This window comes from Oribacterium sp. WCC10 (genome assembly GCF_900113415.1).
Classification (GTDB): Bacteria; Bacillota; Clostridia; order Lachnospirales; family Lachnospiraceae; genus Oribacterium.
On the sequence record NZ_FOPH01000002.1, the window covers coordinates 92,290 to 109,242 of the forward strand.

The following is a 16,953-nucleotide window of genomic DNA, read 5'->3' on the forward strand; positions in this document are numbered from 1 at the left end:
GATGTATCAGGCGCTTTGGATATGCGACTTTATATGGTTGGGAACCATGTAGAAAGAGGTACAAAATGAGAGAGGGTATTCATCCTAAGTATTACCAGGCTACAGTTACATGTAACTGCGGTAACACATTCGTAACAGGCTCAACAAAGCCGGAGATCCACGTAGAAGTTTGCTCAGCTTGCCATTCATTCTATACAGGCAAGGAGAAGTCAGCTAACGCTGCCGGTCAGATCGATAAGTTCAACAAGAAGTTCGGTCTTGCTTAAGTGGAGAGAACCGGTTCAGAACCGGGGCCTGATAAAATCAGGATTAAAGAACACATGCTGTGCATGTGTTCTTTTTTTGACCTTTTTTCTTTATGTACTTTATATTGAATAAACAACTTATTTCGTATACACTAATTGCCATGAAAAAATACTGATATTATGACCTGATTTTCAGAATGCCGGATCCGGCATTAAGGTTTGATTTATAAAGGCAGATTATATGACGGATAGATTAAATAACGAAGCTGTTGATATGGACGCTTCAATATGTGAAATTTCAGCAAAGTCCCGTGGACAGGTATATAGCGGTATAGGCGGGCAGGCTGTACTTGAAGGAATGATGATGCGTAACGGACAGAAATATTCTGTGGGCGTTAGAAAGGCAGATGGAACTATAGAGGTCATGGAGGACACCTATATTTCCATGACGGATAAGTACCCGATATGTAAGGCTCCGTTTATAAGAGGGATTTTTTCATTTGTGGATTCCATGATACTCGGCACAAGATGTCTGAATTACAGTGCTTCATTTATCGAGGATGATCCTGAGGATGCTGACAAGGAACCGGGAAAATTTGAAAAGTGGCTGAATGACACGTTCGGTGAGAAACTTGAATCAGTTATTTCCGGAATTGTTATGGTATTTTCCTGTGTTCTTGCCATTGGACTGTTTGTTTTGCTCCCTGCATGGGTTGCGAGCTTTATCAAGCCATACCTTCCACATGAGTCATTGCTTGGACTGATTGAAGGAATCATAAGAGTTGTTATATTTGTTGTTTACATAAAGCTGGTATCCAGGACTCCTGATATCATGAGGACGTTTCAATATCATGGAGCGGAGCATAAGTGTATAAACTGTGTTGAGCATGGTCTTCCTTTGACTGTGGAAAATGTTGCTGCTTCAAGCAAGGAACATAAGCGTTGCGGAACCAGCTTTATAGTTTATGTTATGCTCATTTCCATACTTCTCTTTATGGTTATACGTTTTGATAACATCTGGCTTAAGCTTGCAAGTCGTCTGGTACTTATTCCTGTTATTGCCGGTATAAGCTATGAGGTGCTCCGTATAGTCGGAACTTATGACAATGCTTTGACGAGGATTCTCTTCATACCGGGAATGTGGATGCAGGGCCTCACTACAAAGGAGCCTGATAACAGTGAGATAGAGGTAGCTATCGCAGCAGTAGAGAAGGTGTTTGACTGGCGTAAATTCGAGAAGGATACATTCGGAATTGAATTTGATGAGTGATTGAGACCGGATTTTTGACAGATAAGGAAAGTATTATGTTAGATATAACATTCCGTCAGCTTCTTAAAGAGGCTGCGGATAAATTAAAGACAGCCAATGTTCCGGACCCGCGTTTTGATGCGCGGGCTCTTATTGTATATTCGTTTCATTTGGATTCGGCGCACTTTCTTCTTTATGAGAGTAGAAAGATATCTTCTATCGTGCCTGAAGTATTTTCAGATGAAGAATCGCTTAAGAAAGCATTCGAAACATTCGAATATAATCTCTCAAGAAGAGAGAAAAGGGAACCGCTTCAGCAGATACTGGGAACAGTTGGTTTTTACGGATTGGATTTTCGCGTCACAAAGGATGTACTTTGTCCAAGGGCTGATACCGAAACGCTTATTGATGCGGTGTTGGGAAACCTTATGTACGACAATATCCCTGAGGTGTACAGGAATGAAAAGAAACTGGTGGATATGTTGACATCCGGAAGGCAGATTGTGGAAAAGGAAGATGCATCGTTACTTGACGTATGTACAGGTTCAGGATGTATAGCTGTTACACTGGCCAGATTCGGCCATTTCAAGAGAATAACAGCTGTGGATATCTCAGACCCGGCGCTAAAAATAGCAACATATAACAGAGACGAGATACTGGGACAAAAGGAAAAATGCAGGGTTGTTTTATTTAAATCCGATATGTTCAGTGAAGTTCGGGGGAAATTTGATGTTATCGTATCAAATCCTCCGTATATTCCATCATCAGTTGTAGATACATTGGAGCCTGAAGTAAGGGACTTTGAGCCAAGGATAGCACTTGACGGGACAGAAGATGGACTAAGATTTTATCGTATACTTTCGGAAGAAGCGCCGAAACATCTTAAAGAGGGGGGCTATGTTTTTTTTGAAATCGGATATGATCAGGGAGATGCGGTTTCTGAGCTCTTAAATAAAGCTTCATTCAAAGATGTGATGGTTTTAAAGGATTTCTCACAGAATGACAGAGTTGTGATGGGACATCTGTGATAGATATTGTAGAAGGAATGGAGATAATATATGGATATGTTTGATCGTCTTGATTCAATAGAGAGACATTATGAAGAGATTCAGCGCTTTATGACAGAGCCTGATATAGTTAATGATACTGAAAAATATCTAAAGATCATGCGTGAAAGCAGCGAACTGGAACCGCTGATAACTACTTATCGCAAATATAAAGATGCGCTTCAGGCAGAGAAGGATTCCCTTGAAATCCTTGGCACAGAGAAGGATCCTGATCTTGTGGAGATGGCAAAGGAAGAACTATCTCAGGCAAAGGCAGATCAACCTGCACTTATAAAGGAACTTCAGATTCTTCTTTTACCGAAGGATGAAAATGACGATAAGAACATCATTATGGAGATAAGAGGAGGAGCCGGTGGGGATGAGGCGGCTCTTTTTGCATATGAACTGTATCGTATGTATATAAACTATGCGGAACGTCGCGGTTATCGTACAGAACTTGTATCTGCCAATGAAACCGGAATAGGCGGAATGAAAGAAGCTGTTTTTATCGTAACCGGAAAGGGTGCTTATTCAAGACTTAAGTATGAGGCAGGGGTACATAGAGTACAGAGAGTTCCTGTGACAGAGTCAGGAGGACGTATTCATACTTCAACTGCAACAGTATCAGTTATGCCTGAAGCTGAGGATGTAGATGTGGAGATAAATCCGGCTGATGTAAAGATGGAGGTGTTCAGATCTTCAGGTGCCGGTGGACAGCATATCAATAAAACATCTTCAGCGGTAAGACTTATACATGTGCCTACAGGTATGGTTGCGGAGTGTCAGGAGGAACGTTCGCAGGTTCAGAACAGAGAGAAGGCTATGCGCCTGCTTCGGGCAAGACTATATGAAATAGAGTATAATAAGAAGCAAAGTGAAGCTGCGGAAGCAAAGCGTTCACAGGTTGGTACAGGAGACCGTTCAGAGAAGATAAGAACCTACAATTTCCCTCAGGGAAGAGTTACAGACCATCGTATAGGTCTGACACTTTACTCAATAGAGAAGGTGCTGAATGGAGATCTGGATGAACTTCTTGATCCTATCATTGCAGCTGATCAGGCTGCGAAGCTTGAGGAATTAAATAAATCTGTAGTTTAGTACTTGTGAGGAGATGACATAGTGGCCAGAGAATTGAAAAGTCTTAAGAAACGACAGCAGTCCAGGAAAAAGAGTTCCGGAGGAAGATCCAGAGCACTGCCTGTTATGGTTGCTGTTGTTGTGATTTTACTTGCGATTTCTACATTGATATTTTTTGTCTATGAAAAGAAATATGCACCAACAAGGACACTTGCGGATAAGACTGGATATTTTGGTGTGAGCGGTGATGATGTGGCGCTTTTCTTAAACGATGAGCAGGCTATGGATGAAGAAAGCTCTCCTGTAAAGGCAAAGCTCATCAACGGAGGAGTATTTATTCCTTATGAGTGGGTTATGTCTGAACTTAACAGAAGATACTATTGGGCAAAGGATGTAAATCAGATTTTTTATACATTGCCCAGAGAGACTGTAAAATACGGTCTTGGTGATAAGCTGGAAGACGGTTCTACGGCGTTCATCCGCATAGGTGATTCCACAGAAGATCTATATCTTAATATCAAGTTTATAGCAAAATACACGGATATAAGATATGAGTGCTTCACTGATGATTCGAATAAAAGAGTGTTCATATCCAATAACCTTGATGCCTATAAGCAGGCTACAGTTACTAAGAAGGAGTCAGTGAGACTTCTTGGTGGAATAAAGTCAGAGGTTCTAACGACTCTTCAGGCAGGAAACAAGGTTAAGATACTGGAAAATCTTGACAAGTGGTGCAAAGTTGAAACAGAAGACGGCTATATAGGATGGATGAGAAACTCCCGCATCACTGATATAAGTGATGTCACACCTGAGAGTGATTTTGTTGCGCCTGAGTATACGCATATAGGAAGAACAGACGGTTCCAGAGTGGTTTTAGGATTTCATCAGATAACTCTGACAGATGCCAACAAGTATCTTGAAGATATTACAAGCGATGCCACAGGTATGAATGTGGTGGCACCCACCTGGTTTATACTCACAGGAGATGATGGTACATTCAAATGCTTTTGGACTCAGGATTATGTTGACAAGGCTCATGCCAAGGGATATCAGGTTTGGGCTACGGTTAACAACTTTGACGGCGGGGATGTTGATGAATCGGTATTTCTTACAAGTTCGGTACTTCGTGAGAATCTCATAAATAATCTTGTGTCAACTGCGCTTGCCGGGGGGATAGACGGACTCAATATTGATTTTGAGCTGATACCGAAGAAGCTTGGAAGGGATTATGTTCAGTTTATGCGTGAACTTGGTGTGGCGTGCCGAAATGCCGGTATCATTCTTTCGGCAGACTGCTATGTTCCATACTCATATAACAGTTACTATGATATAGAACAGCTGGGAGCCAATATCGATTACGTTATCATCATGTGCTATGATGAGCACTATGCGGGAGGAGAAGCCGGAAGTGTTTCTTCTATTGGTTATCTGAATCATGCATTGACAGAAACGCTTGAGATGATGGATTCTGACAGAGTTATAATCGCAGTTCCTTTCTATACAAGAATATGGAGTATAGATGCTTCCGGAAATACCACATCGGATGCAATGGGGATAAAGGATGCAAGTAACTGGATAGAAAAGAACGGAGTGGAACTTAGCTGGAACAGTGAGATCGGACAGAATTACGGAGAACGTCAGAATGGAGATATACTTCAGAAGATATGGATGGAAGATGAAAAGTCCATGAAGCTTAAGATGGATATCATTAAAGAGAGCAAGGTGGGCGGAGTTGCTGCTTGGAAGCTCGGTCAGGAACCGGATGGATTCTGGTCAATACTAGATCTGAATAGTGCTTCATGAGTTGCATGAATCAAATGAACATCTGAATCTTCCAAAAGATAGAGAGATATATTACCTGTCTGAATATTGAGTTATAAAAGATTCAGAATATTGTTTGTGAAATAATAGTTACAGTGGAAAGAGAGGCTTACTGTCTGTCAGGTATATTTTCCGGCAGATGGGTTAATAAAAAATGGAAACTATCGTAAAAGGTATGGAGGGTATAGAACAGGCTGCCGAGATCATCAGAAAAGGTGGTCTTGTGGCTTTCCCTACGGAAACTGTATATGGACTTGGGGGAAATGCTTTGGATCCTGAAGCAAGCAGGAAGATATATGCTGCCAAGGGAAGACCTTCGGATAATCCGCTTATAGTTCATGTATCCTGTATTGACGAGGTGAAGCCTCTTGTATCCGAGCTTCCGGGAGATGCAGAAAAGCTTATGGAGGCTTTTTGGCCGGGACCATTGACCATCATTATGCCGAAGTCGGATATAGTTCCGTATGAGACAACAGGTGGACTTGATACAGTTGCTGTCCGTTGTCCGGAAAATAGAGTTACTCTTGCATTTATAAAGGAATCAGGTTTGCCTATTGCAGGACCAAGTGCCAATACCTCCGGTAAGCCAAGTCCGACAGAGGCCATGCATGTAAAGCATGATCTTGACGGAAAGATAGATATGATACTTGATGACGGACCTGTAGGTATAGGTGTTGAGTCTACCATCATAGATATGTCAGGCGAGGTGCCGACGTTGTTAAGACCGGGTGCCATAACTATAGAGGATCTTACAGATGCCCTGGGAAGGAAAGTTGAGATTGATCCGGCTATAATAGCGGGAGGAGTTAGTGAGGGCATCCATCCTAAAGCTCCCGGTATGAAATACAGACATTATGCCCCTAATGCCAGGATGTCTTTGGTAACAACCAGACTTCTTAAAGAAAAAGATTATGATGTAAGTCTCGGGGAGCGACTTGAAGCTGATAAGCAGGTAGCTGCTCTTATAAATGATTTGGTTAAAAACGATGAAGAAGAGGGACTTAAGGTTGGTATCATTTGTTGTGAAGAAACTCGTGGATGTTATACTGAGGCTTCTGACAAAAAGGCTGAGATTAAGGTTTTGGGACATCGCAGTGAGCCTTTGTCCATGACTCATGAACTATTCAGAGTACTTCGTGAATTCGATGACGACAAGGTGGAACGTATTTATGCAGAGAGTTACAGTGACAAAGGAGTCGGTTTTGCACTTATGAACCGTATGCGAAAGGCAGCCGGTATGAATGAAATTATTGCGGACTGATAAGAAAAATAAGTCTGCAGATTTAGATGTGGGGTTTTAATTACTTTTTCGGAGGATAAAATGGAAGATAGTGGAAAGAGAAAAGACTATATAACCTGGGACGAATACTTTATGGGTGTGGCAGAAATGTCTGCCAGACGTTCAAAGGATCCCAACACACAGGTAGGAGCATGTATTGTAAGCCCGGATAACAAAATCCTTTCTATGGGATATAATGGATTTCCCAAGGGATGTTCGGATGATGACTTCCCATGGACAAAGATTCATGCGGTTGATGATCCGTATAATGCAAAGTATTTTTATTCGACTCATGCCGAGCTTAATGCCATACTGAATTATCGTGGAGGTTCACTTGAGGGAACCAAGCTCTACGTTACATTATTTCCGTGTAATGAATGTGCCAAAGCACTTATACAGGCCGGGATAAAGACATTGATATACTATTCTGATAAGTATGCCGATACAGCAGCCACAAAAGCAAGTAAAAGAATGCTGGATGCTGCAGGAGTAAGATACTATCAGTATGAGGCAACAGGACGTAAGATAACACTTGATCTTTAAGCTGGGACCGGGATTTTACATGAGATGAGGGCAATATGTTTATAAAGGGAGAGAGCAAAGAGAAAAGGACAGAGAGAGTTCATGAAATCATGAAACGTCTTGATGCTCATTATGGCGCTGAACCACCGATATTTTTGAAACACAATAATGCCTGGCAGTTATTATTTGCCACTATACTTAGTGCGCAGTGTACGGACGAAAGAGTAAACAAGGTTACAGAAAAGCTGTTTAAAAAGTATACTGATCTCATGGCTTTTGCTAATGCTGATTTATTGGAACTGGAGGAAGACATAAAGTCCACAGGCTTTTATCATAACAAGGCTAAAAATATAAAGGCCTGTGCCCGGGATCTGATAGAGCGTTTTCAGGGAGTGGTTCCGGATTCCATAGAGGAACTTACTTCATTGCCGGGGGTAGGACGTAAGACGGGCAATCTGATTCTTGGACATATTTATGATAAAAATGCAATAGTTGTTGATACCCATGTAAAGCGGGTTTCAAACCGTCTGGGTCTTGCTGAATCGAATGATCCTACAGAAACGGAGTATCAGCTTAATGATACTGTTCCCGAGGAATACTGGATACGTTGGAATACCCATATCATTTCTCTTGGAAGAAGTTATTGCAAGTCTGCAAGTCCTGATTGCGATGGTTGCTTTGTGAATGATCTTTGTCCGAGCTGTGGTAGAGAGGAGATACTTCAGGCGACCCGTGCGGGAGCCACAGACAGAAAGAGCAAATCCGGTAAAACGGGTATGAAAAGGAAGATGTGATTATGTCAGAATGTGAGATGTGTTCAAATTACACATATGATGATGAATATGATGAGTGGTGTTGTGATGCCGACATTGACGAAGATGACATGGCCCGTATGTGGGGCGGTCGAAGTAAGCATTGTCCGTACTGGCACAGTAACGATGAGTACAGAACAGTCAAACATCAGTCCATAGGTCATCTACCGGGTTACAGTGATGCCGGAAGATTTATAGATGATTCCTATGATGAGCTTTCGGATGGCGAAGCCTGAATGATCCGAAGGCTTTTTTATTATCAGTAGATCACTGTGAGAAAAATGAGGATGTTGGATATCCGACAAAAGACCTTGATTATTATTTTGGAATGGGGAATAAATGTTAAATATTGTTTTACACGAACCGGAGATACCTTTTAATACTGGAGCGATAGGAAGAACCTGTGTGGCAACCAATACAAATCTTCATCTTATCAGGCCCTATGGTTTTGAACTTAGCGACAAGTATGTAAAAAGAGCAGGAATGGACTACTGGCCAAAACTCCATTTGTCTGAATATCTTGATTATAAGGATTTTCTCGCAAAGCATCCGGAAATACATTTTGCTGATGAATTTTGCGAAGATTCAGGGGATGCAGAGAGTGCGTGGAATGATTTTACAAACCGGTCAAAGGAAGTGATTGAAACACCAAAGCTCTGGTTTGCCACAACCAAAGCACAGTATGTATATAGCGATGTTACATACGGTCCGAATGATTACATAATGTTCGGAAAGGAATCAGCCGGAATCCCTGAGGAGATACTTGTTGAGCATCCAAAATCATGTGTCCGCATTCCTATGTGGGGAGACATGCGTTCGCTCAACCTCAGCAATTCTGCGGCAATAATGGTCTATGAGGCCTACAGACAAAATGATTTTATGGATCTCAGCAGAAAAGGTGAGCTTCACAGACTTCACTGGTGATAGAGACATTTTTCGAAAAAACTAGTATACTAAAAGAAAGATTTCGGGATGGAGTGAAAAGAGGGTCTCAGGATGGATCGGAATCTGTACGGAAGGAATACCGACAGAAGCAATAAATCTGAAATATTTCATAAGACAAAACCTAAAAAGAAAAAGCGATGGATCGGCAGCGCTGCGGTAATTCTGGTAGTTGCTGCGGTAGCCGGTCTTTCTTTTGTTATTACCAAACATGATGTGTCATGGGTACGACGTTTAATAAGAGAAGAACTGCAAATCATTTCAAAGCATCAGAATGAAATATATGAGAGCGTAGTCATGGATGACGAGGAAGATAATCAGGAGGAAACTGTAGATCCGGATAAGGATACAGGCTGGGTTCTTAGAGGAGGTAACTGGTATTATCTTGATGATGATCATGAGCCGTTGACAGATCAGTGGGTGGACGGAGTTTACTATGTCGGTGAAAATGGCGAGATGCTGAGAGATACAGTAACACCCGATGGCCGGAAGGTAGACAAAAACGGTGAAGTTGTAAGCATGACAGGAGAGGCTTATCGTGCTTACTATAATGAACTGAAAAAACTCGAAGATATCTATGGAAAAACCGGTATCAGAAGTTCCGGCATTGTAAGTAAGGAGCCGGATTCGTATAAGGATATGCTTGGAATAGGCCTTATCAGACTCATAGATTTTGACAGAGATGGCCTTAATGAGATGCTTGTCGGATACTTCGATCCGGTAGATGAGCAGTACAGGTTCAGAGTATATGGATACAGGGACGGAAAGCTCAGACAGTATATAGATGAACTGATGGGCGGTAATGGCAGTCCTATGGTATATTCTGTGGGAACGGAAACTCTGGATAACGGTGAAGAGTATATAACCAATCATTTTGGTATCAGCAAACACAGGATATACGGTTTTAATGAGAATGGAGATTTTGTAAAGTTAAAGGATATAGGTCTCAGAGAGATAGACGGAAAAAAGTATAATGACTCTGAAGTGGCAAGAGTGACCGGGTCATGGATAGCATACAATGAAAAGAACTACTCCATGACTATGGTTTCTGATTATAATGACAGAATAAGGGATATCCTGCTGACGAAAAGGACTCTGCGTGTGGGCGCAAATGCTTCTAAATCCGGAAAGGATTCTATAGATAAGATACCTCAGGATTATCCTGATAAGGCAAAGGAGTATACTACTCAGCAGCTGACAGAGGAGATTCATGCACAGACAAGAGATGAAATCGTAGATTATCTGTATGAGGATTTTGATGGTGACGGTGCAAGAGACATGGTGGCCATGACTGTCAGCTATGAGCAGTTTGGGTTGAATCAGGGAATCACCACGGCGCCGGATGAAGTTGAAATAGTATCGGATTTTGATGATGGATATGATTATCATGCCACATGGTGGTTTACAAATGGTGAGGAGACATATTCATTTTATGATTTTTTTGCTCCTGTTATGACCGGATTAAGACTATATCCCGTTAAGACAGCTTCGGGAACACAACTTGCGGCTACAATGTATTGGCGGGATAGTATAAGTCCGTACTATACACCGGGGGTGATCATTAACAATGGAAGAACACCATATGTTATTGATGCTTACGGAACCACAGGAAGGACCACCAGTACTGAGAGTACCGGAATTATATACAGATTTTCAAATGTTGAGGGGGCTGTTGAGCTTTTCAATGAAGAAGGTTACAATTTTTCGCTCCCAACATACGATAGAATAGAGTATGAGCACGCAATCTATAACAGGGCAGAAGATGGAACAACTGAAGAGGAATGTTCATACGGAAGTCTAAGGTATGATTCGGTAACAAATAAGTGGAATGTCTATTAGGTAGAAATAATTACTAATATGGCATTTTGCTTAGAAAAAACTTTAAAAAACATGAGACAGTTTTGAAAGTCGGATGTAAAATAGGAAATATACTGATGTAGGGGTGTATAGAGTGATATGATTGAATAGTACCAAGTCGGCTCCTAACTCGGCACTTAAATTTGAAAGGAGATACTATATGGAGAGGACCGAAGAATTATTCATAAGCAGCGACGAGAGAAAAGCTGATGAGGCCCTTAAGATTGTAGACGAGTTTATAAATGAACAGGGACTTGACAAGAAAAAGGCCATACATCTGAGGCTTTTGGCAGAGGAGACTATAGGTATGGTGAGTGCCATGACCAGAGACTTTGATGCCCGTTTTTGGATAGAGCATGAAGCTGATGAGTACAGGGTTAAGCTTCAGGTTGATACAATCATGGATAAGGCAAAGAAAGAGGCGTTACTGTCGGTATCTACCAAAGGACAGAATGTTTTGGCCAAGGGATTTATGGGAAAGATCGGAGATATCATAGAAAACAGTCTTTTGAGCTTTGATGAGAGTATGAAGCTGCAGCAGGAATACGGAGTTGCGATTCCGTATGATTTTACCGGAATGGGTGTGATGAATGATATGTCAACCGTAGGCATGCCTATGGTTTGGACACTTAGCAATTATAAGGAGTCATTACAGGAAGCATCGGGAGAAGATGAACAGGTTCGGGATATGTATGACGAACTTGAGAAGTCAATTGTGGCGAGTCTTGCCAGGGATGTTATCGTAGGAGTCAAGAGAGACAGAGTTGAGATGACCATCGTTTGCTGATTACGGTGAAGACAGTATAAATCAGGTTATTAATAAAGATAATAATAAAGGAGACAGAATTATGCTGAATATTACAAAGAAAAAAGAAGGAAGCAATCTTGAGTTCGCACTTGAGGGACGTCTTGATACTACAACAGCTCCTCAGTTTGATGAGCAGATTAATGCTGAAATCGAAGGTGTTACAGATCTTACCATGGATTTTGCTGCTTTGGAGTATGTGTCCAGTGCAGGTCTAAGAGTTCTTCTTTCTGCACAGAAGAAGATGAATAAGCAGGGACATATGGTTATAAAGAATGTTTCAGAAGAAATCAATGAGATATTTAATGTTACAGGTTTCTCTGATATTCTTGTTATAGAATAAGATAGTCATATATATTAAATGATTGGGAATATATAGTTGATTAAAATGAATTAAAAGCTCTATGTTGATCTCATTGAGATACAGCATAGAGCTTTTTGTAACATACGGCATATAAAAAGCTGATATTACCGAGGAGACACTGATTTGCAAAGGAAATTGATGCTTCGTATCGAAAATACGATCATGGAAACGATTTAATCAGAGTTTCCCTTAAAAGAAATTGTATGTCAAAATATTGTCGGCTACATATTGCTTATCATTTTAACTGGTAAATGATGGAGGGGCGCCCTCCTGTTTCGTAATCAACAGTGCTTTTAACTTTTCCGTTCTCGATCAGGTAATTCAGGTATCGACGTATGGTTACTTTTGAAAGATTGAGCTGACCTGACATGGTTTCACAGGTTACGCGCTCATTAGGATGATCCGTCATCCATGAAAAAACAGTATCGAGGGTTTTCTTGTTTAGCCCCTTCTCCAAAGGTGCGTTTTTCGAACTTTCTAAGGATGTATCAAGAAGTTTATCAAGCTTTGTCTGAGTAAGTCGTTCCTCCTTATGCTCTTCCATAAAGCCGGCTCTTTTTTTGAACTTTTCAATGGCTGAAGCAAAACGCTCGAAAGAAAATGGCTTTATAATGTAGTCAATGATTCCGGAGTTTAAGGAGTTTTCAATAATCCTCAGATCGTTTGCGGCTGTAATCATGATAACAGAAACCGGATTATGAAGAGTACGGAGTTTATGTAGCAGATGCATGCCATCCATTTTGGGCATATAGACATCAAGTATTGCAAGATCTACACTATTGTTTTTTAGATATTCAAGTGCCTCTGCGCCATCCTTAAGTATGGCAACAATTTCGAATCCGCCGCATTTTTCCAAATATTCACGGTCGATCTCTGCTACGGGAGCGTTGTCTTCAATTATAATTGCTTTATACATAAAACCTCCATGGGGTTATCATATCAAGTAAAAACTCTGTTCATGATACAGATGTATATGAAACTCACTCAACTTTCAGTTTTTGGGAAAAACCTACTCAACTTTCGTGATAGCCAAATGAAAAACTTACTCAACTTTCAGGTATTTCCTAATAAAATATCACTCAACTTTCGTGTTTTCGGAAGGATTGAATTCCTGAAATTCTTTTTTGAAGCCTGCACGGGTTTCATTGAAGAAAAGTTCAAAAGTAGTTCCTTCTCCAGGGTCTGATTCCACATCCATATTTCCGTGGTGTCTCGTGACGATTTCCTTGGTGATATAAAGACCGTTTCCTCTTCCTTCTTCGGATTTGGTACTGAAACCGTAGGAATAGATTTTTTCAAGATCCTCTTCTTTGATACCCGTTCCGGTATCAGATACCGAGATCATAAGATATTCATCTGTTTCTGTTATCTGAAGATCTATGGTTCTTGCATCATTTCCCTGTTTCATATTGATGGCTTCGATAGCATTTTCAAGAAGATTTCCTACGATAGTCACAAGTTCCCGGCTTGAAAGAAATGCGCTATGCCTTGGAATATCACTTTCTGAAGATATATTCATATTTATATCTGTTTCCAACATATTCTGCAACTTGCCAAGTATCAGGGCAGCCAGATTGACATTACGTATCTTATGTAGGATAGGATCCTCAACATTGTGTTGTATCTCTGAAACTTCGGTTATATAGGCAGCCGCCTTTTCGGGTGTTCCCATTTGTATGAGACCGTATATGACCTGAAGTTTATTCATAAAGTCATGACGGTTTGCACGTAAGGCTGAGATCATATGCATAGAACCTGTAAGCTGCTCAGCCTGACGCTGAGCTTCTGTTTTATCAATCAGTATAAGGGTAAGACCGGTCTGCTTTTTGCCTTCATAAAGAGGAATAATATGCATAAGAACATTGGTTCTTGATGATGCGATATTTTTTGTATTCTTTTTTATATCAAGCACACTTCTTCCGTCTTCTGTGGACAGGAAACTGGAGATGTTCCGATGTTCCAGTTCTTCCTTTGAAGATAACAGGATGCGTTCGGCTGCAGCATTTGCCAGTTTTATGTCACCGTTTTTGCCAATTGAAAGGATACCCTCTTCCAGTGTGTTCAAAAGCCCAAGCTGTGTCTGATATAAATAGACCAAACGTTCGGGACGGTTACCCAAAAGTATGCTGCTTAGCATCTTATAAATGAATTCGGGAATTAAAATACTGGTTGCAAGGGCTGCTATGAAGAGCCAGCGGTATTGCATCAGCAGATTATCCTTAAGTTCACCTACCTGAGACATTCTGGTGGAAACCATGACAAAGCCGATTATATTTTGTGAATCATCATATACAGGGTGGAAGGCCCTTCTTTGCGCGCCTTCGGTACCTGTTGCATAGCTAAGATAGGATTTCCCTTTTAGTACATCAGCCTGGTCATCACCTACAAAAGATTGTCCGATGAGATTGTGCCTTATGTGATATATACGTACAGATTGTGAATCTGCAATTGTTATGATATCTATGGTATCACTTGTGATAACAATGGAATCCAGAAAATTCATAAGAGATTCATCACAGCTTTTATTAATAAGAGCATTTTTTACACTGTCAGATGAGGCAAGAATATCTGCATTGGATACCAGTATCTCCTCAATGGTATCTTCAAGTCTCGTTACAGAAATACGCATAGTCGTATATAAAAGAGCTGTGGTAAGTATCAGGGTACTTATGGCGGTTATGATGAACGTGTTAATGAGAATCTGGGATAAGCTTGTTACTTTACGGAATGGATTTTTCAAAAATCTAACCCCCTAAATGATAAATAAATAGCAATTTTTTTAAACTTTCTAAAGCTTAAAACTATTTCTAAAATTGTATATATTTAAATACAGAAATGCAACATATAGCGAGATGCAAAGGTCGTGTAAGGCAGGTTCCATTTGAATCCTTTTCGGAAAAATGAGTAACTGCTATGTGCATCAAACTAAGTAATAAGTTTATATTTTGGGAGGTTTTTATGGCAAAGAGTACGGAAGGCTACAAGGGATTAAAGCTGTTTGAACTGCCATGGACGGTATTCGCGATTTTTTCTGCGATAGTTCTTGCAGCAACTTATCTTGGGGTTTTGCCTCAGGGGATGGCAGGTTGTTTTGCATTTATGATAGTTATCGGAACTATCCTGAATGAAGTCGGAAACAGAACACCTATAATCAAGGATTATCTTGGAGGCGGAGCCATCGTGGTTATCTTTGGCTCAGCGGCACTTAATTATTTCAATCTTATTCCTAAGCTTTTAGATGCAGAAAACAAGGTTTATGCCATGGGTATAAAACTGGATCTCATCGGAAACATCACTACTTTCTTTAAACCAACAGGAGCATTCCTGGATTTCTACATCGCAGCTCTTATCTGCGGATCTATTCTCGGTATGAACAGAAAGCTTCTCGCCAAGGCGGCAGCCAGATATTTTCCGGCTATCTTCGGAGCTATCGTTCTTTCTTTTGCATTAGCAGGCATTGCCGGTGCTGTAATGGGATTTGGCGTCATTAAGTCGGTTCTTCTTATAGCTCTTCCGATTATGGGCGGCGGAATGGGAGCCGGTGCAGTACCTCTTTCCAAGATATTTGAGTCATCGGGAACAATGACTGCTGATGAGGCTATATCTACCATGACACCGGCGGTAGCTATCGGTAACGCTATCTCTATAGTTATGGCCGGCGTTTTTTCAAAAGTGCTTAAAGGAGATCTTAACGGTAAGGGTGCACTTATGAAAACAGGAGATGCCAATGCTCAAGAGTATGAGATAAGTCCTGAGATGCAGAAGAAAAGAGATCATGTAAATGTTACAAATCTCGGAAAGGGACTGTTTGTATCATGTTCTTTCTTTGCATGGGGCTATATCGTATCCAAGTTCTGGACAATGCTGGTACCTTCGGTAAGTATCCATGCATATGCCTGGATGATCATCTCTGTAGCTGTTTGTAAAGTTCTTGATATCATCCCGGAAGATATCGAAATCGACTGCTTCCAGTGGTTTCAGTTCATCATGAAGAATCTTACAACAACACTTCTTGTTGGAATCGGAATCTGTTACCTTGAGCTCAGCACGGTTATAGCAAGCTTCTCACTTACTTATCTTGTTCTTTGTCTCCTTACTTGTATCGGCGCATTTGTGGGAGCAGCATTTATAGGTAAGCTGGTTGGTTTCTATCCGTTAGAGGCAGGCATAACTGCAGGTCTTTGTATGGCCAATATGGGTGGAACAGGTGACGTTGCGGTTCTTTCAGCAGCAGACAGAATGGAACTTATGCCGTTCTCACAGATCTCATCAAGAATCGGTGGTTCCATCATTCTGATTATAGGTTCACTTCTGTTGTCTATTCTCGGAGGAATGTTGTAAAGCATTTATGAATTGCAGTAATTGTCAAAAAGAGGCAGACTTCAGGTACAGGGTACTGGAAGTGCAGACCCTTCATGTTAGATCGTTGAAGGGGGATAACAAGGTACAGGCTCTTGGGAAATTTCAGGATTACGGGATATGTCGAAGCTGTGCTGAAAGAAAGATGAGGGATTTGCTGGAGTTCTCCGGTGAAAAAAGAAAACATTGTTTCTTCAGCATTGTTATCATAGTTATGGGATGTCTCATACTTCTTAATATGGGAAAAGAGGGACTTATAGGATTTACAGGATTGTTCTTTATAATTGGAGGCGTAATGATAGAATACGGAACAGTAAGTGAATGGATTCGTATTAGGAAAGAGCTGATGGCGCTTCCATTTGAGAAAAGGCTGGAAAGGGCGGCCTGGCAGGAACTTCTGGCAACAGCTCCTAAAAAGTCGATTGATTCTGACATATCCTATATACCTGTAAACGGTGAAACTGTTAATATGAAAAAAGGGGATTTTATGGTAATGTATGACTTGATCCCTGAAATAGTTGAGAAAGCATGGTCTGTTATAAATACAGACTATTTAAATCAAAGATAAAGGAGAA

The 16,953-nt window shown here is 40.9% G+C and carries 17 protein-coding genes; 15 read left to right on the forward strand and 2 right to left on the reverse strand.

What is annotated here, in order from left to right:
* Nucleotides 1–65: 65 nt before the first annotated feature.
* From rpmE to BM294_RS01795, 13 genes are all read left to right on the forward strand, one after another.
* Nucleotides 66–266, forward strand: a complete 201-nt coding sequence (rpmE, locus tag BM294_RS01735; protein WP_091204317.1) for a 50S ribosomal protein L31 — start codon at nt 66–68, stop codon at nt 264–266.
* 253 nt (nt 267–519) lie between these two features.
* Nucleotides 520–1,515, forward strand: coding sequence for a DUF1385 domain-containing protein (locus BM294_RS01740; RefSeq protein WP_091204597.1), 996 nt, complete (start codon nt 520–522; stop codon nt 1,513–1,515).
* 35 nt (nt 1,516–1,550) lie between these two features.
* On the forward strand, nt 1,551–2,522 hold the full coding sequence (gene prmC / locus BM294_RS01745) for a peptide chain release factor N(5)-glutamine methyltransferase (RefSeq protein ID WP_242944386.1): 972 nt from the start codon (nt 1,551–1,553) through the stop codon (nt 2,520–2,522).
* Between the two features lie 36 nt (nt 2,523–2,558).
* Nucleotides 2,559–3,638 (forward strand): peptide chain release factor 1, encoded by a 1,080-nt coding sequence (prfA, locus tag BM294_RS01750; RefSeq protein ID WP_091204601.1) that lies wholly within the window; start codon nt 2,559–2,561, stop codon nt 3,636–3,638.
* 21 nt (nt 3,639–3,659) lie between these two features.
* Entirely contained in the window at nt 3,660–5,420 is a 1,761-nt protein-coding gene (locus BM294_RS01755) for a glycosyl hydrolase family 18 protein (protein ID WP_242944387.1), read from the forward strand.
* Between the two features lie 172 nt (nt 5,421–5,592).
* Complete coding sequence (locus BM294_RS01760) at nt 5,593–6,699, forward strand: L-threonylcarbamoyladenylate synthase (RefSeq protein WP_091204319.1); 1,107 nt, start codon at nt 5,593–5,595, stop codon at nt 6,697–6,699.
* A 60-nt stretch (nt 6,700–6,759) separates the two neighbouring features.
* Complete coding sequence (locus tag BM294_RS01765) at nt 6,760–7,260, forward strand: deoxycytidylate deaminase (protein ID WP_091204321.1); 501 nt, start codon at nt 6,760–6,762, stop codon at nt 7,258–7,260.
* 35 nt (nt 7,261–7,295) lie between these two features.
* Nucleotides 7,296–8,033 (forward strand): endonuclease III, encoded by a 738-nt coding sequence (gene nth, locus BM294_RS01770; RefSeq protein WP_091204323.1) that lies wholly within the window; start codon nt 7,296–7,298, stop codon nt 8,031–8,033.
* 2 nt (nt 8,034–8,035) lie between these two features.
* Complete coding sequence (locus tag BM294_RS01775; protein WP_091204325.1) at nt 8,036–8,287, forward strand: DUF6472 family protein; 252 nt, start codon at nt 8,036–8,038, stop codon at nt 8,285–8,287.
* A gap of 103 nt (nt 8,288–8,390) precedes the next feature.
* Nucleotides 8,391–8,975: a tRNA (cytidine(34)-2'-O)-methyltransferase gene (locus BM294_RS01780; protein ID WP_091204326.1), complete on the forward strand. Its 585-nt coding sequence runs from the start codon at nt 8,391–8,393 to the stop codon at nt 8,973–8,975.
* A gap of 72 nt (nt 8,976–9,047) precedes the next feature.
* Nucleotides 9,048–10,832, forward strand: coding sequence for a hypothetical protein (locus BM294_RS01785; protein ID WP_091204328.1), 1,785 nt, complete (start codon nt 9,048–9,050; stop codon nt 10,830–10,832).
* Nucleotides 10,833–11,010: 178 nt separating this feature from the next.
* Nucleotides 11,011–11,637, forward strand: a complete 627-nt coding sequence (locus BM294_RS01790) for a hypothetical protein (RefSeq protein ID WP_091204330.1) — start codon at nt 11,011–11,013, stop codon at nt 11,635–11,637.
* A 61-nt stretch (nt 11,638–11,698) separates the two neighbouring features.
* Nucleotides 11,699–11,998 (forward strand): STAS domain-containing protein, encoded by a 300-nt coding sequence (locus BM294_RS01795; RefSeq protein ID WP_091204331.1) that lies wholly within the window; start codon nt 11,699–11,701, stop codon nt 11,996–11,998.
* Nucleotides 11,999–12,254: 256 nt separating this feature from the next.
* On the opposite strand, the gene BM294_RS01800 is transcribed toward BM294_RS01795, so the two are convergent.
* Both BM294_RS01800 and BM294_RS01805 read right to left on the reverse strand, forming a co-directional pair.
* Nucleotides 12,255–12,935, reverse strand: a complete 681-nt coding sequence (locus BM294_RS01800) for a response regulator (RefSeq protein WP_091204333.1) — start codon at nt 12,933–12,935, stop codon at nt 12,255–12,257.
* 159 nt (nt 12,936–13,094) lie between these two features.
* The gene (locus tag BM294_RS01805; RefSeq protein ID WP_091204334.1) at nt 13,095–14,759 is read right to left on the reverse strand and encodes a sensor histidine kinase; all 1,665 of its coding nucleotides are present in this window, start codon (nt 14,757–14,759) and stop codon (nt 13,095–13,097) included.
* A gap of 218 nt (nt 14,760–14,977) precedes the next feature.
* Here BM294_RS01805 and BM294_RS01810 point away from each other — a divergent pair, with 218 nt between their 5' ends.
* Both BM294_RS01810 and BM294_RS01815 read left to right on the forward strand, forming a co-directional pair.
* Entirely contained in the window at nt 14,978–16,360 is a 1,383-nt protein-coding gene (locus BM294_RS01810) for a 2-hydroxycarboxylate transporter family protein (protein WP_091204336.1), read from the forward strand.
* 7 nt (nt 16,361–16,367) lie between these two features.
* Nucleotides 16,368–16,946 (forward strand): hypothetical protein, encoded by a 579-nt coding sequence (locus BM294_RS01815; protein WP_091204338.1) that lies wholly within the window; start codon nt 16,368–16,370, stop codon nt 16,944–16,946.
* The last annotated feature ends 7 nt before the right edge of the window (nt 16,947–16,953 follow it).